A 17,682-nucleotide genomic window follows, 5' to 3' on the forward strand; every position below is an offset into this window, starting at 1 on the left:
GAGCGGCCCCGAAGGTAATGTTCGAGATGTTGGCCGGTCGGCCGGCGGCCTCCGGGCCGCCGGGTCGACCGGAAGCAGGACGCCGTGGAGGTGGCGAGATGTCTGATCCGGCCAAGGTACGCAGGCACGCGGAACGGGTGCGTGAGCTGGTCGCGTCGGTGGTGCGGAGCCAGATCAAGGACCCGCGGCTCGGGATGATCACCATCACCGATGCCCGGATTACCGCTGACCTGCGCGACGCGACGGTCTTCTACACCGTGCTCGGTGACTCGGTGGCCCAGGCGGACACCGCGGCGGCGCTGGAGAGCGCCAAGGGGCTGCTGCGCAGCACTGTCGGCAAGGCCCTCGGGCTGCGCCACTCGCCGACCCTCACGTTCGTCCTCGACGACGTGCAGGACCAGGTCAAGCACATCGACGACCTGCTCGCCGCCGCCCGCAACGCCGACGCCGAGGTGCAGCGGCTCGCCGCCCAGGCGAAGTACGCGGGCGAGGCCCAGCCGTACCGGGTGGACGACGAGACCGATGAGGCAGACGAGACGGACGAGGCCGACGAGGCCACCGACGTCAAGGAGACCCCGCGGGGTGGGGAAACGCGGTGACCAGCACCGCCAGCGCCCCGTTCGCCGGGGCAGCCGGGCTCGGCCCCGCCGAGGCGGACTGGGCTGCGGCCGAGGCGTTGGTGCGGGCTCTCCCGCCGACCGCCCGGGTGCTGCTGATCTGTCACATCAACCCGGACGGCGACGCGCTGGGCAGCATGCTCGGCTTCGGTCTGGGTCTGCGGCAGTTCGGCGTACGCGACGTGCAGGCGACCTTTCCCGGGCCGCCGGAGGTGCCGGAGCCGTTCCGAGGGCTGCCCGGGCTGGACCTGCTGGTCCCGGCGGACGCCGCCGACCCGGAGCCCGAGCTGGTGATCTGCTTCGACGCGGCGAGCGAGTCGCGTCTCGGCGAGTTGGCCGGGCGGTTGTCGTCGGCGGGTGCGGCGCTGGTGCTCGACCACCACGCCTCCAACCCAGGTTTCGGCACGGTCAACCTGATCGACCCGGGTGCGGCGGCCACGTCGGTCGTTGCCGAACAGTTGCTGGCCCGGCTCGGGGTGGTGGTGGATCCGGCCATCGCCGAGTGCCTCTACGTGGCGCTGACCACTGATACCGGTTCGTTCCGGTTCGAGGCGACCACTCCGGCGGTGCATCAGATGGCCGCCCGATTGCTGGCGACCGGCATCTCGCCGGGTGACATCTCCCGGCGGGTCTTCGACACCCGGCCCTTCGGCGCGGTCCGCCTCTTCGGTGAGGTGCTCGGCCGGGCTCGACTGGAGCCGGCCGCCGCCGGAGGTCGGGGCCTGGTCTGGACCTTCGCCACCCTCGACGACCTGGCCCGGCACGACCAGCGGCCGTACGTGCTGGAGGCACTTATCGACTCGGTGCGCTGCACCGCCGAGGCGGATGTGAGCTGTGTGGTGAAGCAGACCAGGCCTGCCGAGTGGGCGGTGTCGATGCGCAGCAAGGGCGCGGTGGACGTCAGTCGGGTCGCCGTAGCGCTGGGCGGTGGTGGGCACACGTTCGCGGCCGGGTTCACCGGTCGGGGCACCGTTGAGCAGGTGGTCGAGTCGATCCGCGGTCAGCTGGACGCGGCGCTGATCGGCTGACGCCGGGCTTCGGCCGTCATCGATCCGTCGGTCTGGAAGATCAGGGTCAGCTCCGGGGAGTGTTGGTCTTCCCGCGTTCCGTGATACCGGGAAGAATTGCGGGATGGAGCAGCCGCACGACCTCACCGTGGAGGCCCCCCGCGCCTGGGACCGGCCCGCCGTCTCCGTTCCCGTCCTCGTCTGCCTGTCGCTCGTCGGTGGCCGGTTCGCGTCCTTCTCCACCGAGGCGAATCTGTTCACCCTCGGGACGGGTGGGGTGCTGATCTGGCTCGGTCTGAGCAACCGGGTGCCCCGCCGGCCGGCGCCACGCCGGCTGGGCACGGGGGCGGCCTGGTGGGCGGTGCCGGTGGTGGTCTTCGGGGTCTTCGAGGGCGTGACCTTCGTGCTGGCTGCCGGCGATGACTTCCCCACCTTCTCCCGGTTGGCCGACCCTCTCCTGGAGGATCAACTGACCCGGTCGGCGGTCTGGTTCGCCTGGTTGGCCGCCTTCTGGGGGCTGGTGCGGCGATGATGCGCGCGCTCGCGATCGGCGGCTTCCTCGCCGCGCTGGTCCTCTTCGCGGTGGTCGAGTGGATGGCCCGGCGGGAGGGGTCGCGGATCCCCACCCTGGGCGAGGTCTGCGCCTACGTGATGCGCTACGAGGTCGGTTCGGTGCCGGTGGGCCGGATCGGTCTGTTCGGGTTCTGGTGGTGGCTGGGCTGGCACTTCCTGGCTCGCTGAGCCAGGTTGTCGACTGTCCAGATGGCGGGAACCGTAAGCAGTATGTGGACCTGAACGATAACTTGGGAGAAGGCCGGTGCCGCCTAGCGGTGCAGGTCATGGGCGGTGGTGCCACACCCCGTGCCGCCTCCCTCCAGGGTCGGATCGACCCGGGCTCACGCTGCCCAGTCGGCTGCTCCGGTAACCCCGGACCGCCGTGGGGCGCTCAGCAGGACCGCCCGTGAGGGCCGCCGCGTGTCGGCGGCTCACGCCCTGGGAAGAGGAGCGCCACCATGCCGAACAAGCCCAAGCCCGAGACCACCACCGACGACGCCCGCGAGCAGGCCCGCCGCGCGCTGCAGACGTCGATGGACACCCGTCAGTGACTCATCTCGACCGGTGGTGACGCCGCCGACGCGTCGCGCCGACGGCGTCACCGTCCGGCCGTCAGTGGGGGTCGAGTCGTTCAGGACAGGAACGTGTCCAGGGCCGCCTCGATGGTGCCGGAGTCCGGCGTCGCGTACGCCCTCATGGTGGTCCTGTCGTACGAGATGAAACTCGGGCACCTGTTCGTCGGGGCGGTCACGGTGCCGCCGTCGCCGATCTTCTCGGCGGTCCTGGCCGCGTAGAAGGTCAGGGTGTAGCGCGACGAGACGTAGTCGATGGTGACCTGCTTCTCCGCCTTGTCCTTGTACTGACACTTCTTCGGGGCGCCCTGGCTGCCCTCGTCGAACTTCAGGCAGCCGACGACCGACACCCTCTGGTAGTCCGCGCCCTTGGCGTAGTAGGACTTGTCCGAGGGGACGTACGTCGACGACCAGGACGTCGGCCGGTCGGGGTTGTTCGAGAACGTGTACGCCTTGGCACCGGCCGGGCCGCTGTAGGGCGCCGCGTTCAGGATCGGGCTGCCTTCGCAGACGTTCGCCAGGTCGCTGGAGTAACGGGCGGTCATCGAGTTGTTGTTCGGTGGATCCGCCTGCCCCGGCGTAGGGACGGTCCCAGTGCCCGGCGTGCTGCCGGTGCCCAGCGTGGGGGTGGAGGACGTACCCCGTGCGGGCTCGTCGTCATCGGAGGCGAGCAGGATGCCGATTCCCGCGCCGCAGATGGCGAGTATGAGGACCACCGCGCCGGCGACCAGCCCGATGATCAGGCCCTTGTTCGACTTGTTCGGAGGCGGCAGTTGTGTGCCGTAGTACGGCTGGGGTGGTGGCTGTCCGTACGGCGGGTAGCCGCCCTGCTGCGGGGCCGGCGGGCCGCTCCAGGGCGTGACGTTCGGGTCGGGCGGAGGGTAACTGTCGCTCACTGTGATAAGGCCTATCGCTGTCGTGGTGCCCCCCGCGTGGGAGCCTCGGACAGGGTAGTGAGCGGCGCAAACCGGGATGCCGGCGACAGGGAGCGCATCAGGGCCTTGATCCTCGGTGACGTCCGCCGAGCCGGTCGAGAGGTGGCCCCGTAAGTCACCGGTGGCCTTGTGCTCCTTACCGCAGCCATGCCAGGATCGGCGGCGATGAACCACGCCGCCACCGCTCACCGACCCGCCTCGCCTCGGCGGATCGCCGCGCTCGCCCTGCCGGCCCTCGTCGTGCTCGCCGCCGAGCCGCTCTACGTGCTGGTCGACACCGCCGTGGTCGGTCACCTCGGCCGGGTGCCGCTCGCCGCGCTCGCCGTCGGCGGCACGGTCATGACGCTCACCGCCTGGGTGGGCACCGTGGTCGCCTACGGCACCACCGGCCGCGCGGCCCGCCGCTTCGGCGCGGGTGACCGGGCCGCCGCGGTCGCCGAGGGCGTCCAGTCGTCCTGGTTGGCGTTCGGTGTCGGTCTGCTGATTGCGATCGGCATGCAGGTCGGCGGCGGCGCGCTCGCGCGTACCCTCGCCGGAGGTGGTGGCGAGGTGGCCGACGCGGCCGCGCAGTGGCTGCGGATCGCGGCCCTCGGCGCTCCTGGCCTGCTGCTCGCCGCCGCCGGCAACGGCTGGCTGCGCGGTGTGCAGGACACTCGCCGCCCGCTGTTCTTCGTGCTCGGTCCCAACCTGCTCTCCGCGCTGCTCTGCCCGCTGCTGGTCTACCCCGGCGGGCTGGGTCTGGTCGGCTCGGCCGTGGCGAACGTCGTCGCGCAGACGCTCTGCGGGGTGCTCTTCGCCGCCGCCCTGGTCGGCGAGCGGGTGTCACTGCGGCCCCAACCCCGCGTGATCCGCCAGCAACTGGTGCTCAGCCGGGACCTGCTGATCCGTGGGCTGGCGTTCCAGGCCAGCTTCCTGTCCGCGACCGCCGTCGCCGCCCGCTTCGGCGCCGCCGCCGTCGGCGCCCACCAGATCGCCCTGCAACTCTGGTTCTTCACCGCGCTGGTGCTCGACGCCCTCGCCATCGCCGCGCAGTCCCTGGTCGGTGCCGCGCTCGGCGCCGGCGACGACGCCGGTGCGCGGGCGCTCGCCCGCCGGATCGGGCTGCTCGGCGGCGTCTGCGGCGTGGGCTTCGCGCTGCTCGTCGCCGCCGGTGCCGGCGTCGTGCCGTCGTGGTTCAGCTCCGATGCGGGGGTACGCGAGCAGGCCATGGTGGCCTGGCCGTGGTTCGTCGTCATGCTGCCGCTGGCCGGGGTGGTGTTCGCCCTCGACGGCGTGCTGATCGGCGCCGGCGACGTGCGTTACCTGCGCAACCTCACCATCGTGGCGGCGCTCGGCGGCTTCCTGCCGGCCATCTGGCTGGCGTACGCGCTCAACCTGGGGCTGGGCGGCATCTGGGCCGGGCTCACCCTGTTCGTGGTGATCCGGCTGGTCGCCCTCCTGCTGCGACTGCGCGACGGCAGGTGGGCGGTGACCGGCGCGGTCCGCTGACCGGGTCGCCGGGCCTGTCGGTCAGCAGCGCGTGGTGGTCGGCGCGGGAGCGTCAAGGTCGAAGATCGTGCCCGGGTCGCCTGCGGGTATCTGATCCCGGTGCACGTCGGCTATCCAGAACTGCTCCTGCACCCAGCCCTCACGGAGCTGGGCGCAGTCAGCGTTCCAGGTCACGGCCTCCGCCGAGGTGATCCAGAGGCCGCGGGCGGAGGCCGGCACGTCGTCCGGGTGCGGCACCTGCCACACCACCCGGTCGCGCAGCGCCACCACTGTCGCGCCGGCGGGCGCCCGCAGGTCCACGTCGAACGGGTACGCCCACACGAACTCCGTGGAGACCTCCAGCAGCCGAACACCGTTCTGCCTGGTGGCCCGGTAACTGACCCGGCCGTCGGCGCGGACGCCGAACTCCCACTCCGACGGCGACGCCATCCTCGTGGCGTACCGCAGGAAGCTGCCGTTGGTGAAGTCTCCCCGGCTCCGTTCGCGGGCGTCCGGGGCGAGCAGCGCGAGGAACGGCTCCGGATCACCCATGAACATCGAGGCGTCGACCCGACTCTCGATCAGTGCCTTGCGTACCGACTCCAGCGCGGTCCGCACCTGGGCCGCGGTGAACGGCCCGGTGCCCTTGGCCGCCGGCATCCGCACGGCCTCCTCGGCTGGCGCGAAGGATGCCGCCGGCGACCCGGCGAACAGGTCCCGTGGTTCGCCGACCCTGCTCAGCGGTGGGGTGGGGCTCGGTGTGGGGCTCGCCGAGGCGGACGTGCGGACACCGTCGGCGACCCGACCGACCAACACCACGCCGCCGACGACCATCAGCAGTGCCAGCACCAGCCCGAGGCCGAGCAGTAGCGCCCCGTTGTGCCGGGCCGAGAAGAAACGGACCCGGTCCCACCCGGTGGGCTGGTGCTCGGTCTGCGCTGACCGCAGCCACTCCGGTAGCTGCACCGGGTTGACCTGCGCCACCGCCGCGGGCGGCGGTGGCGGGTCGACCGGGTCCGTCGGTGTGGGCTCGCTCGACGACGTGTTCTCCATGGTTCCCCCGTCAGCTCTCGCCGCTGGTGGCGTGCGCGAGCAGATAGTAGGTGCCGGGCATCAGTGCGTCCCCGGGCACTGCTGCCCCGCTCGACATTGCGCCGGATGGACCCTCGTCCCGACAAACCGGCTCAGACCGCGTGAGCGGAGGCTGGGGTCACGCCGGGCGTGCCCACGCACTGCGGAGTACGGGCCATCTGGCAGGCTTGGCCGACGTGAGCACCGATGGTCTGATCGTGGTCGACAAGCCCGGCGGCATGACGTCGCACGACGTGGTGGCACGCATCCGCCGACTGGCGAAGACCCGACGGGTCGGGCACGGCGGCACCCTCGACCCGATGGCGACCGGCGTGCTGGTGATCGGTGTCGGCCGGGCCACCCGACTGCTGACCTACGTGATCGGCGCCGGCAAGAGCTACACCGGCACCATCCGGCTCGGTCAGACCACCGTCACCGACGACGCCGAGGGCGACGTGACCGCCACCGTGCCGGCCGGCCAGGTCACCGACGACGCGATCCGGTCGACGCTGGCCGGGCTGAGCGGCGAGGTCGACCAGGTGCCGAGCGCGGTCAGCGCCATCAAGATCGACGGGCAGCGGGCGTACAAGCGGGTTCGCGACGGGGAGAGCGTCGAGCTGCCGGCGCGGCGGGTCACCATCTCCCGGCTGGAGGTGCTGGCGATCCGCCGCACCGAGCCGGACGTGGTGGACGTGGACGTGGACGTGACCTGCTCCTCCGGCACGTACATTCGGGCCATCGCCCGGGACGCCGGCCTGGCGCTCGGCGTCGGCGGGCACCTCACGGCGCTGCGGCGCACTGCGGTGGGTGGCTTCACCCTCGCCGAGGCGGCGACCCTCGACGAGTTGGAGCAGCGCGCCCCGGACGTGGTGAACCTGCCACTGGACGCGGCGGCCGCCCGGTTCTTCGCGCGCCGGGAGGCCACGCCCGACGAGGCCCGGGTGCTCGCCCACGGCGGGCCACTGGACCCGGCCGGCCTCACCGGGCCGTACGCCGTCTTCGGGCCGGCCGGCGGTCTGATCGCTATCGTCAGCGAGCGGGACGGGCGGGCCCGCGCGGAGATCGTGCTCGCCCCGGCCTGACAGCGGAACGCAGGTCCGCCGGCCCGCAGCCGGCGGTGTCGACCCGCCGGCCGGCGGGACAGCAGAGAGGAACGGCATGCAGCGGTGGCGGGGCTACGACGCGGCGCCCGGCGGGTGGGGACGCTCGGTGGTCACCATCGGCGTCTTCGACGGCGTGCACAAGGGGCACCAGGCGACGATCGGGCACGCCGTGGCCCGGGCCCGCGAACTGGGCGTGCAGTCGGTGGTGGTCACCTTCGACCCGCACCCGGCCGAGGTGGTCCGCCCCGGTTCGCACCCGGCGGTGCTCACCGAGCCGGCCCGTAAGGCCGAGCTGATCGAGGCGCTCGGCGTGGACGTGCTCTGCGTGGTGCCGTTCACCCCGGAGTTCTCCCGGGTGCCGGCCGAACAGTTCGTGCACGACGTCCTGGTCGAGCACCTGCACGCGGCGCTGGTGGTGGTCGGCAGCAACTTCCGCTTCGGGCACCGGGCCGCCGGCGACGTGGCGTTGCTGGAACGGCTGGGTCAGACGTTCGGCTTCGGCGTGGAGGGCGGCCCGCTGGTCGCCGAGGACGGCACCGTCTTCTCCTCCACCTACATCCGGTCCTGCGTCGACGCGGGTGACGTGGGCGCGGCGGCCGCCGCGCTGGGCCGCCCACACCGGGTGGAGGGCGTCGTGGTCCGCGGCGACCAGCGGGGCCGGGAGCTGGGCTTCCCCACCGCCAACCTGCTCTGCCACCGGTACGCGGCGGTGCCCGCCGACGGCGTGTACGCGGCCCGGCTGATCCGCCGCGGCCAGCACGAGCCGCTGCTGGCGGCGGTGTCCGTGGGCACCAACCCGACCTTTTCCGGCCGGGAGCGGCGGGTGGAGGCGTACGCGCTGGACTTCTCCGGCGACCTGTACGGCGAGCGGCTGGCCCTGGACTTCGTGGCGCACCTGCGCGGTCAGATCCGGTACGACTCGATCGAGCCGTTGATCGCCCAGATGAATCAGGACGTCGAGCGCACCCGGCACGTACTGGCCTGATCGTGGTGGCATGACGGGCCGCCACCGAGGCCCTTAGCCGGGTGTTACCGGCGAGTGCTGGTAGTCTTGCCGGGACGTCGGGTGACCGGCGTGGGGCCTCGCGTGCCTGCTCGACGCCGCGGGTGCGAGGTACCAGTCCGTTCCCGGTCCACCGGGACGACGGACACCCACTTGATCAACCCATCGAAACAGGGAGAACATGGCGCTCGATCAGGAAGCCAAGGCCAGCATCCGCGCGGAGTACGCGACCGCCGAGGGCGACACCGGTTCGCCGGAGGTCCAGGTAGCGGTCCTCACCAAGCGGATCGCCGAGCTGACCGAGCACCTGAAGGTGCACAAGCACGACCACCACAGCCGCCGTGGGCTGCTGCTGCTGGTCGGCCGGCGCCGTCGGTTGCTCAACTACGTCCAGAAGAAGGACATTGCCCGCTACCGGTCGCTCATCGAGCGGCTCGGTCTGCGCCGGTGACGTGACGGGGGAGTGGCCGGACGGCCGCTCCCCCGTACCGCGTCCCACCTGAAGGAAACACGGGCCGCGCGACCACCCGAGAGGGAGCCGGTCAGCGTACCGGTCTCCGGTAGTGGCCCCCGGGAACCCCGGCATCATGCCGGCCACCCGGGCGCTTCGATCGAAGACCGGCCGGCTGAGCAGCTCCCCGATGTCGTGGGCCCACGACGCGAAGGAGCACGACAGCACATGACCGAGACCAAACTCGGCACCGAATCCCGCACCGCCGTGATCGACAACGGGTCCTTCGGTACCCGCGAGATCACCTTCTCCACCGGTCGGCTGGCTCGCCAGGCCGCCGGTTCCGTCATCGCCCAACTGGGCGAGACGGTCGTTCTCTCCGCCACGACCGCCGGTAAGCACCCGAAGGAGCAGTTCGACTTCTTCCCGCTGACCGTCGACGTCGAGGAGCGGATGTACGCCGCGGGCCGCATCCCCGGCTCGTTCTTCCGCCGTGAGGGTCGGCCCAGCGAGGACGCGATCCTCACCTGCCGGCTGATCGACCGGCCGCTGCGCCCGTCCTTCGTCAAGGGCCTGCGCAACGAGGTCCAGGTCGTCGAGACCATCCTCGCGCTCGACCCGCAGCACCCGTACGACGTCGTGGCGATCAACGCCGCCTCGATGTCGACCAAGCTCTCCGGCCTGCCGTTCTCCGGCCCGATCGGTGCGACCCGCGTCGCCCACATCGACGGCCAGTGGGTCGCCTTCCCGACCCTGGAGGAGCTGGCTCGCGCCACCTTCGACATGGTCGTGGCCGGCCGCACGCTCGAAGACGGCGACGTCGCGATCATGATGGTCGAGGCCGAGGCCACCCCGAACGCCGTCGCCCTCATCTCGGCCGGTGCCACCGCCCCGACCGAGGAGGTCGTCGCCAGCGGTCTGGAGGCCGCCAAGCCGGCGATCCGTGAGCTGTGCCGCGCGCAGAGCGAGCTGGCCGAGGTTGCTGCCAAGCCGGTCACCGAGTTCCCGGTCTTCCTGGACTACCAGGACGACGTGTACGACGCCGTCTCCGAGCTGGCCCGCGCCGACGTGGCCGAGGCGATCACCATCGCCGGCAAGGCCGACCGCGAGGAGGCCCTGGACCGGGTCAAGGCCCGGGTCGCCGAGGAGTTGGGCGCTCGGTTCGAGGGTCGGGAGAAGGAGCTCAGCGCTGCCTTCCGGTCGCTGACCAAGTCCGAGGTGCGCAACCGCGTGCTGCGCGAGCAGGTCCGCATGGACGGGCGTGGCCCGCGCGACATCCGGGCGCTGACCGCCGAGGTCGGCGTGCTGCCCCGGGTGCACGGTTCGGCGCTGTTCGAGCGGGGCGAGACCCAGATCCTGGGCGTCACCACGCTGAACATGCTCCGCATGGAGCAGATGGTGGACACGCTGTCCCCCGAGAACCGCAAGCGCTACATGCACAACTACAACTTCCCGCCGTACTCGACCGGTGAGACCGGCCGGGTCGGCTCGCCGAAGCGTCGCGAGATCGGCCACGGCGCCCTCGCCGAGCGCGCGCTGATTCCGGTGCTGCCGTCGCGCGAGGAGTTCCCGTACGCCATCCGGCAGGTGTCGGAGGCGCTCGGCTCCAACGGTTCCACCTCGATGGGTTCGGTCTGCGCCTCGACGCTGGGCCTGCTCTCCGCGGGTGTTCCGCTGAAGGCGCCGGTCGCCGGCATCGCGATGGGGCTCATCTCCGACGAGGTGGACGGCAAGACCCAGTACGTGACGCTGACCGACATCCTCGGTGCCGAGGACGCGTTCGGTGACATGGACTTCAAGGTCGCCGGCACCCCGGAGTTCGTCACCGCGCTCCAGCTCGACACCAAGCTCAACGGCATCCCGTCGGACGTGCTGGCCTCCGCGTTGCAGCAGGCGAACGAGGCCCGGCAGGTCATCCTCGGGGTCATGAAGGCGGCGATCGAGGCTCCGGCCGAGATGTCCGACTACGCGCCGCGGGTCACCACCGTCAAGATCCCGGTGGACAAGATCGGCATGGTGATCGGCCCGAAGGGGCAGACCATCAACGCGATCCAGGACGAGACCGGCGCCGAGATCTCCATCGAGGACGACGGCACGATCTACGTCGGCGCCACCAACGGCCCGTCGGCCCAGGCGGCCGTCGACCGGATCAACGGCATCGCCAACCCGACGCTGCCGAAGCAGGGCGAGCGGTTCCTCGGCACGGTGGTCAAGACCGCCGCGTTCGGCGCGTTCGTCTCGCTCCTGCCGGGCCGTGACGGCCTGCTGCACATCTCCAAGGTGGGCGACGGCAAGCGGGTCGAGCGTGTTGAGGACTTCCTCAACGTCGGTGACCGGGTCGAGGTCGAGATCGCGGACATCGACGCCCGCGGCAAGATCTACCTCGACAAGGTCCGCCCGGAGGGCACCGAGGCTCCGGCCGCCGGTGAGGCCGCCGCTGGCGACCGGCCGGCTGGTCGGGACCGCGGCGACCGGGCTCCGCGTGACCGCGGCGACCGTGAGCGTGGCGGCGACCGTGGCGGGCGTGGCCCGGAGCGCGGCGGCGAGGGCGGCAACGGCGGCGGCAACGGCGGCGGCGAGGGTGGCGAGGGCGGCGAGCGTCCGCGCCGCCGGACCCGGCACAGCTGACAGTCGTACAACGCATCACCCACCCCTCGTCGAACCGGGAGCAAGTCGTGAGTCGGGCCATCAGCGCGCCGTTTCCACCGGATCGACGGGGGGTGGCCTCCGATTGGCAGGCCAGCCAATCGAGTCGAGCCCGGGACACCGGGGCGGGCCGCTCCGGCGGCACCGCCCGCGCGGTGACCCGGACGCTCAGCGACGACCCGCTGGGCGGCACGGTACGTCGTACCGTGTTGCCCAGCGGTCTGCGCGTCCTCACCGAGGCGATTCCGGCGATGCGCAGCGTCTCGTTCGGCATCTGGGTGGCTGTCGGCTCGCGTGACGAGACCGGCCCGCAGGCCGGTGCCGCGCACTTCCTCGAGCACCTGCTCTTCAAGGGCACCCACAAGCGCACCGCACTGGAGATCTCCTCGCAGATCGAGGCGGTGGGTGGCGAGACCAACGCCTTCACCACGAAGGAATACACCTGCTACTACGCCCGCGTGCTGGACGAGGACCTGCCGCTGGCGATCGATGTGATGTGTGACCTGGTCGCGGACTCGCTGTTGGAGCCGGCCGACGTCGAGACCGAGCGTGGCGTGATCCTGGAGGAGATCGCCATGCACGACGACGAGCCGGGTGACGAGGTTCATGACCTCTTCGTCCAGGCCGTCTACGGCGACCACCCGCTGGGCCGGCTGATCTCCGGCACCGCGGAGACCGTCACCCCGATGACCCGGCGGCAGATCCAGACCTTCTACCGGGGTCGCTACACCGCGCCGCAGATCGTCATCGCCGCCGCCGGCAACCTCGACCACGCCGCGGTGGTCAAGCTGGTCCGTCAGGCCGTGCGCGGCACCCCACTGGACAGCGACCCGGCCAGCCCGGCGCCGCACCGCGCGGCGACCCCGGCGGTACGCACCAAGCCGGCGACCACAGTGGTGGAGCCGAAGGAGACCGAGCAGGCGCACGTCATCCTCGGCTGCCCCGGCATCGACCGGCTCGACGATCGGCGGTTCGCCCTCGGGGTGCTCAACAACGTGCTCGGCGGCGGCATGTCCAGCCGCCTGTTCCAGGAGATCCGCGAGCAGCGCGGCCTCGCGTACTCGGTCTACTCCTACGCCAGCCAGTACGCCGACAGCGGCCTGTTCGCCGTCTACGCCGGGTGCGCGCCGGGCAAGGTGGACGAGGTGCTGGCCCTGACCCGTGCCGAGCTGGCCCGGGTGGCCGCCGACGGGTTGACCGAGGCCGAGGTGGCCCGGGGCAAGGGGATGAGCAAGGGCTCCTTCGTGCTCGGCCTGGAGGACACCGGTTCCCGGATGAGCCGGCTAGCCAAGGGTGAGCTGCTCTACGGCGACCTGATGCCGGTCGACGAGCTGCTCCGCCGGGTCGACGAGGTCACCGTGGAGGACGTGAACGTCCTCGCCGCCGAGCTGCTCAGCCGGCCGATGTCGCTGGCCGTGGTGGGCCCGTTCGGCGCCGGCGACTTCGCGGTCTGAGGTCTGCCGCCCCAGCTCGGTCGAGGCACCCCGGTCGGGCGTCCCGACGGGTGGAGCACAGCGGATCCGGCCGGAAGGGCCCGTCCCGATTGGGATAGGTTGTGCCCCGTGACTGACGAGCAGGGAAGGACCCCGGCCCAGCAGCTGCCGGTCGGCGTGTTTGGTGCGCGTGGCCGGATGGGCATCGAGGTCTGCAAGGCGGTCGACGCCGCCGACGATCTGGCCCTGGCCGCGGCGATCGACCAGGGCGACAGCCGCTCCGCCGTCTCCGCAGCCGAGGTGGTCGTCGACTTCACCACGCCGGACGTCGTCATGGACAACCTCCAGTGGTGCATCGAGCAGGGCATCAGCGCCGTGGTCGGCACGACCGGCTTCACCGAGCAGCGGCTGGAGCAGGTGCGCGGCTGGCTGGCCGACAAGCCCGAGGTGGGCGTGGTCATCGCCCCGAACTTCGGCATCGGCGCGGTGCTGATGATGCAGTTCGCCGCGCGCGCCGCCCGACACTTCGAGTCCGTCGAGATCATCGAGCAGCATCACCCGCGCAAGCTGGACGCCCCGAGTGGCACCGCCACCCACACCGCCCGCCAGATCGCCCAGGCCCGCGCCGAGGCCGGTCTCGGCCCGGTGCCGGACGCCACCAAGGACGAGGTGCCGGGTGCGCGCGGCGCCGAGATCGACGGGGTACGCGTCCACGCGGTGCGCGCCACCGGTCTGGTCGCCCACCAGGAGGTGCTCTTCGGCGGCACCGGGGAGACGCTGACCATCCGGCACGACTCGTACGACCGGGTGTCGTTCATGCCGGGCGTGCTGCTGGCCGTCCGCGCGGTGCGCAACCGTCCCGGCCTCACCGTCGGCCTGGACGCCCTGCTCGACTGACCAGCCTGGGTTCTTCCGGGGCCGAAACCTGGTCGCGGGTCGGGTCCGGCCGCCCCTAGGCTGCCCCGATGATCGATGGTGGACATGGCGACCGGGCCGGGCGGCGAGTGACGCTGCGGCCGGTCGACGACGACAACTGGCGGGCGGTCGCCGACGTCGCCCCGCGTGACGACCAGCGCCGGTTCGTAGCCGCGCTGGGCGCGCGCTATCTGCTGCTGAGCACCCGCTCCGAGGTGTGGACCTCGCTGGCCGTGTACGCCGACGAAACCGTTGTCGGCCACGTCATGTGGGGCGTGGACGACGACGGCTCGCACTGGATCGGCGGAATGCTGATCGACGCCGCCGAACAGGGCCGGGGCGTCGGCCGGGCCACCGTCCAGACGTTGGCCCCTTGGCTGGCCGCCCGGGACGGCAACCCCCCGGTCCGCCTGTCGTACCACCCCGACAACACCCCAGCCGCCGCCCTCTACACATCCCTGGGCTTCCACCCCACCGGGGCGGTGGACGACGACGAGCTGATCGCCGAACACACCCCCTGATCCCCGCGATCTTGCAGGCCGGCCTGGGTCGATCATGGAGTTGTGGTGCCTCGCATAAGGGGCACATATGGAGCTGTTGCCCACCACAACTCCATGATCGACGGCGGGGCAGAGCGGGGCGGTCCCGGCCTCAGCGGGGGAGGGACGGGGTTGTGGGGCGGCGTTGGGCGGGGAGGGTCGGGGTCAGCGGGGTGGGGAGCCCGGTGACGCTGGCGTCGCCGGTGCGGTCGACAGTGACGCGCACCGGGGTGTCGGCCACTCGGAGGCCGTCGACCGCTACGGCACCGAACTCTGCTCCCGCCAGGGGTGCCAGTCGGACCGTGCCGCCCGGCACGTCCGGGTAGAGCCCCGTGGCGGCCTGGAGCAGCAGCACCGTGCCCGCCGCGGCCCACGCCTGCGGTCGGCACGCGGCCGGGTACGGCACCGGGCGATTCACCAGTGCCCGGTCGTCGCCGCCGTACAGCTCCGGCATCCGGTAGTCGAACGCCTCGGCGGCGCTGAGCAACCCGTCGGCCAGGCCGAGCGCGGCCTCGCGGTGCCCGGCGCGGGCCAGCCCACCGAGCACGATCGCGGTGTCGTGGGTCCAGATCGAGCCACAGTGGTACGACAGCGGGCTGAACCCGGCGTCGTCGCTGGACATGGTGCGGAGCCCGAACCCGGCGGCCATCGTGTCGGTGGTGAGCAGGTGCGCGACCTGGGCTTCCTCGTCGCGGTCGAGCAGGCCGGTGCCGAGCAGGTGGCCGATGTTGCTGGTCAGCGAGTCGACCGGGCGCTTGTCGCGGTCGAGGGCCAGCGCGGGTTGCGGTCCGTGGCGACCGTCGACCCAGAAGTTCTTGCGGAACCGGCCGACCAGCGCGGCGGCGTGTTCGCGCCAGCGGTCGGCGCCCGGTCGGCTGAAGGCGTCCAGCAGGGCGGCGCCGTTCACGGCGGCCTCGTGCGCGTACCCCTGCACCTCGGCCAGCACGATCGGCGCGGTGGCCAGGGTGCCGTCGCGGAAGCGAACGGCGTCGCCGGAGTCCTTCCAACCCTGGTTGGACAGGCCGTGCCCGGTGGTGTCGACGTACTCGATTAGGCCGTCACCGTCCGGGTCGGCGTGCTCGCCGAGCCAGCGCAGCGCCGCCTCCAGGTGCGGCAGCAGGGGCTCGACCTGCTCGGCGGGCATCCCCCAACGCCACGCGTCGTGCAGCAGGTTGACCCAGAGCATGGTGGCGTCGACGGTGCCGTAGTACGCCGGCGGAAGGCGCAGGCCGTTGTCGGGCAGGGCGAACGCGTGGCGGCGCAGCTCGTGCAGGATCTTGCCCGGGGCCTCGCCGGTCGCCGGGTCGACGCGGGTGCCCTGCCGCCGGGCGAGCACACGCAGGGTGCCGGCGGCCAGGTCGGTGCCGAGCGGCAGCATCATCCGGGCGGCCCAGAGGCTGTCCCGGCCGAACAGGGTGAGGAACCAGGGCACCCCGGCGCCGAGGAACACGTCGCCGGGTGCGCCGGTTTCGGCCAGTCGGAGGCCGCGCAGATCGTCCAGGCTGCGGTCGAGCAGTCGGACCAGCCGTCGGTCGTCGGCGGTCACCTCGGGTCGGGACCACTCGAGCTCGCCGGGCGGGCCGACGACGACGGCGCGCGGGTCGTCGACGGTCAACTGCCAGCGCAGCACTGTCTCGCCGCCGGGGGGCAGGTCGACTGGCCAGACCAGCCGGGGCGCGGTTGCCCGCTCGCCGCCGACCAGCACGTCGGCGCCCGGCGCGGTGACGCTGACGGTGATCCCGGTGCCCGACCAGGTGAGCGTGCCCGGCTGACCGGTCCTGGCCGCCAGCGCGTCGGTGGCGCCACCGGACTTGACGACCTCGATGGGTGCCAGGTCGCAGCCGAGGTCGACGGAGATGGTGGCCCGTACGTCGACCGTGGCGGTGGAGACGATCCGCAGCTCCTCGGTGAGGCCGTTGCGGGTGGCCCGCCGGAGCCGGTCGACGCGGACGGTGGGGTCGGGCGTGGGGTCACCGAGCCAGCGGGCCAGGCTCACGAAGTGTGCGCCGTGCGGGCCGTCGTCGCCGCGGGTCAGCCCTTCGAGCTCCCGGTCATCGACCCGCAGCTCGGCGCGGGAGAGCACCCGGGCATCGGCGTGGAAGACGCCCTGGACGCCGGTCGGGCGGATCTGCCCGGTCGCGTCCCCCAGCGCGCTGGTCGGGGCGAAGACCACCCCGACCAACTCGTGCAGGAGGGGTTGCAGCTGGCGTTCGATCACGGCGTGGCTCCAGATCCTCGGGGTGCGGGGCGGCCATCTTGACAACGCGCCCCTGGCGGTGCAAAGTGCGAAACATTCCAGAAACTTGAACGATCCAATCCTGCCTTATCCAAATTGGATCGTTCAAGATGGCGAGAGGGATTAAGTGGCCGAAAAGGTGACCATCGCGACGGTGGCCCGGCACGCCCGAGTCAGCCGGCAGACGGTGTCCAACGTGCTCAACAGCCCGCACATCGTGCGGCAGGAGACCCGTCAGCGGGTCGAGGACGCGATCAACGCGCTCGGCTACCGGGCCAACCAGGCCGCCCGACAGATGCGCACCGGCCGGTCCCGCCTCATCGCCGCCCGGATCGACCCGACCCGCGACGGCATCAACGGCTCCGTGCTCGACCGCTTCCTGCACGGCCTCACCGAGACCGCCGACGCCGCCGGGTACCGGGTGCTGCTCTACACGGCCACCGACGACGACCGGGAGATCGCCACCTACGGCGACCTGCTCGGCACCTACGAGCTGGACGCGTTCGTGCTGGTGGGCACCAAGTACGGCGACCCGCGTACCGAATGGCTCGCCGATCGGGACGTACCGTTCGTGACCTTCGGTCGCCCATGGGACGCGCTCGACGCGCACCCCTGGGTGGACGTGGACGGCGCCGCCGGCACCGCCCAGGCCACCCAGCGCCTGCTCGACGCCGGCCACCAGCGGATCGCCTTCATCGGCTGGCCGGTCGGCTCCGGCGTCGGCGACGACCGGCGGGCCGGCTGGCGCGACGCGCTGCGCGCGGCCGGCGTCGACCCGACCCGGCTGCACCGGGAGACCGAGGACGGCATCGCCGAGGGCGAACGCCTGATGCGCGACCTGCTCGACACCGTGGCGCCGAGCGCCGTGGTCTGCGCCAGCGACTCACTCGCCCTCGGCGCCCTCCAGGCGATCCGCGGCGTCGACCCGCCCGTGTCGGTGATCGGCTTCGACGACACGCCGGTGGCCGCCGCGGTCGGGTTGACCAGCGTCAGCCAACCGCTCGGCGAGGCCGCCGCCCGCTGCGTGGACCTGCTCACCGGTGTCCTCGACGGCGCCCACGAAACCCCCACCCCCGTGCTGCTCCAGCCCTCGTTGGCGCTGCGGCACACCGCGTAGTCCCACCCCCACCAG

At 72.1% G+C, this 17,682-nt stretch carries 16 protein-coding genes; 13 read left to right on the forward strand and 3 right to left on the reverse strand.

What is annotated here, in order from left to right:
* Positions 1–98: 98 nt before the first annotated feature.
* From rbfA to ACQRWP_RS01960, 4 genes are all read left to right on the forward strand, one after another.
* Positions 99–599, forward strand: a complete 501-nt coding sequence (rbfA, locus tag ACQRWP_RS01945; RefSeq protein WP_112624086.1) for a 30S ribosome-binding factor RbfA — start codon at positions 99–101, stop codon at positions 597–599.
* The gene (locus tag ACQRWP_RS01950; RefSeq protein WP_430500535.1) at positions 596–1,645 is read left to right on the forward strand and encodes a DHH family phosphoesterase; all 1,050 of its coding nucleotides are present in this window, start codon (positions 596–598) and stop codon (positions 1,643–1,645) included. The genes rbfA and ACQRWP_RS01950 overlap by 4 nt, the downstream gene beginning before the upstream one ends.
* A 103-nt stretch (positions 1,646–1,748) precedes the next feature.
* Complete coding sequence (locus ACQRWP_RS01955) at positions 1,749–2,156, forward strand: hypothetical protein (protein WP_350859803.1); 408 nt, start codon at positions 1,749–1,751, stop codon at positions 2,154–2,156.
* Positions 2,156–2,365 carry a DUF6186 family protein gene (locus tag ACQRWP_RS01960; RefSeq protein WP_181539437.1) on the forward strand — a complete coding sequence of 70 codons (210 nt, stop codon included), beginning with the start codon at positions 2,156–2,158 and terminating at the stop codon, positions 2,363–2,365. Before ACQRWP_RS01955 ends, ACQRWP_RS01960 begins: the two co-directional genes overlap by 1 nt.
* A gap of 445 nt (positions 2,366–2,810) precedes the next feature.
* Here the strand turns inward: ACQRWP_RS01960 and ACQRWP_RS01965 are convergent, their stop codons facing one another.
* Positions 2,811–3,647, reverse strand: coding sequence for a hypothetical protein (locus ACQRWP_RS01965; RefSeq protein ID WP_430500536.1), 837 nt, complete (start codon positions 3,645–3,647; stop codon positions 2,811–2,813).
* 204 nt (positions 3,648–3,851) lie between these two features.
* On the opposite strand from ACQRWP_RS01965, the gene ACQRWP_RS01970 reads away from it, so the two are divergent.
* Positions 3,852–5,174: an MATE family efflux transporter gene (locus ACQRWP_RS01970; RefSeq protein WP_430500537.1), complete on the forward strand. Its 1,323-nt coding sequence runs from the start codon at positions 3,852–3,854 to the stop codon at positions 5,172–5,174.
* 21 nt (positions 5,175–5,195) lie between these two features.
* On the opposite strand, the gene ACQRWP_RS01975 is transcribed toward ACQRWP_RS01970, so the two are convergent.
* Positions 5,196–6,206, reverse strand: coding sequence for a hypothetical protein (locus ACQRWP_RS01975; protein ID WP_430500538.1), 1,011 nt, complete (start codon positions 6,204–6,206; stop codon positions 5,196–5,198).
* Between the two features lie 215 nt (positions 6,207–6,421).
* On the opposite strand from ACQRWP_RS01975, the gene truB reads away from it, so the two are divergent.
* From truB to ACQRWP_RS02010, 7 genes are all read left to right on the forward strand, one after another.
* On the forward strand, positions 6,422–7,306 hold the full coding sequence (truB, locus tag ACQRWP_RS01980; RefSeq protein ID WP_430500539.1) for a tRNA pseudouridine(55) synthase TruB: 885 nt from the start codon (positions 6,422–6,424) through the stop codon (positions 7,304–7,306).
* A gap of 76 nt (positions 7,307–7,382) precedes the next feature.
* Entirely contained in the window at positions 7,383–8,312 is a 930-nt protein-coding gene (locus ACQRWP_RS01985) for a bifunctional riboflavin kinase/FAD synthetase (RefSeq protein ID WP_354942011.1), read from the forward strand.
* Positions 8,313–8,511: 199 nt separating this feature from the next.
* Entirely contained in the window at positions 8,512–8,781 is a 270-nt protein-coding gene (rpsO, locus tag ACQRWP_RS01990) for a 30S ribosomal protein S15 (protein ID WP_030337594.1), read from the forward strand.
* Positions 8,782–9,009: 228 nt separating this feature from the next.
* Complete coding sequence (locus ACQRWP_RS01995; protein ID WP_430500540.1) at positions 9,010–11,409, forward strand: polyribonucleotide nucleotidyltransferase; 2,400 nt, start codon at positions 9,010–9,012, stop codon at positions 11,407–11,409.
* 47 nt (positions 11,410–11,456) lie between these two features.
* The gene (locus ACQRWP_RS02000) at positions 11,457–12,881 is read left to right on the forward strand and encodes a M16 family metallopeptidase (RefSeq protein WP_430500541.1); all 1,425 of its coding nucleotides are present in this window, start codon (positions 11,457–11,459) and stop codon (positions 12,879–12,881) included.
* Between the two features lie 108 nt (positions 12,882–12,989).
* Positions 12,990–13,757, forward strand: coding sequence for a 4-hydroxy-tetrahydrodipicolinate reductase (dapB, locus tag ACQRWP_RS02005; RefSeq protein WP_430500542.1), 768 nt, complete (start codon positions 12,990–12,992; stop codon positions 13,755–13,757).
* 68 nt (positions 13,758–13,825) lie between these two features.
* On the forward strand, positions 13,826–14,296 hold the full coding sequence (locus tag ACQRWP_RS02010; RefSeq protein ID WP_430500543.1) for a GNAT family N-acetyltransferase: 471 nt from the start codon (positions 13,826–13,828) through the stop codon (positions 14,294–14,296).
* Between the two features lie 130 nt (positions 14,297–14,426).
* Here ACQRWP_RS02010 and ACQRWP_RS02015 read toward each other — a convergent pair whose 3' ends face one another.
* The gene (locus ACQRWP_RS02015; protein ID WP_430500544.1) at positions 14,427–16,532 is read right to left on the reverse strand and encodes an amylo-alpha-1,6-glucosidase; all 2,106 of its coding nucleotides are present in this window, start codon (positions 16,530–16,532) and stop codon (positions 14,427–14,429) included.
* 157 nt (positions 16,533–16,689) lie between these two features.
* Between ACQRWP_RS02015 and ACQRWP_RS02020 the strand changes: the two genes are divergently transcribed.
* Entirely contained in the window at positions 16,690–17,667 is a 978-nt protein-coding gene (locus ACQRWP_RS02020; RefSeq protein ID WP_430500545.1) for a LacI family DNA-binding transcriptional regulator, read from the forward strand.
* Positions 17,668–17,682 lie beyond the last annotated feature (15 nt).

Origin of the sequence: Micromonospora trifolii, assembly GCF_050516465.1 — a bacterium.
GTDB classification, from domain to species: Bacteria; Actinomycetota; Actinomycetes; order Mycobacteriales; family Micromonosporaceae; genus Micromonospora; species Micromonospora trifolii.

Coding starts and splice junctions, on each gene's coding strand:
- rpsO (WP_030337594.1), top strand. CDS start 8,512: ATGGCGCTCGATCAGGAAGCCAAGGCCAGCATCCGCGCGGAGTACGCG.
- ACQRWP_RS01970 (WP_430500537.1), top strand. CDS start 3,852: ATGAACCACGCCGCCACCGCTCACCGACCCGCCTCGCCTCGGCGGATC.
- ACQRWP_RS01985 (WP_354942011.1), top strand. CDS start 7,383: ATGCAGCGGTGGCGGGGCTACGACGCGGCGCCCGGCGGGTGGGGACGC.
- rbfA (WP_112624086.1), top strand. CDS start 99: ATGTCTGATCCGGCCAAGGTACGCAGGCACGCGGAACGGGTGCGTGAG.
- ACQRWP_RS01960 (WP_181539437.1), top strand. CDS start 2,156: ATGCGCGCGCTCGCGATCGGCGGCTTCCTCGCCGCGCTGGTCCTCTTC.
- ACQRWP_RS01955 (WP_350859803.1), top strand. CDS start 1,749: ATGGAGCAGCCGCACGACCTCACCGTGGAGGCCCCCCGCGCCTGGGAC.
- ACQRWP_RS01975 (WP_430500538.1), bottom strand. CDS start 6,206: ATGGAGAACACGTCGTCGAGCGAGCCCACACCGACGGACCCGGTCGAC.
- ACQRWP_RS02010 (WP_430500543.1), top strand. CDS start 13,826: ATGATCGATGGTGGACATGGCGACCGGGCCGGGCGGCGAGTGACGCTG.
- ACQRWP_RS01995 (WP_430500540.1), top strand. CDS start 9,010: ATGACCGAGACCAAACTCGGCACCGAATCCCGCACCGCCGTGATCGAC.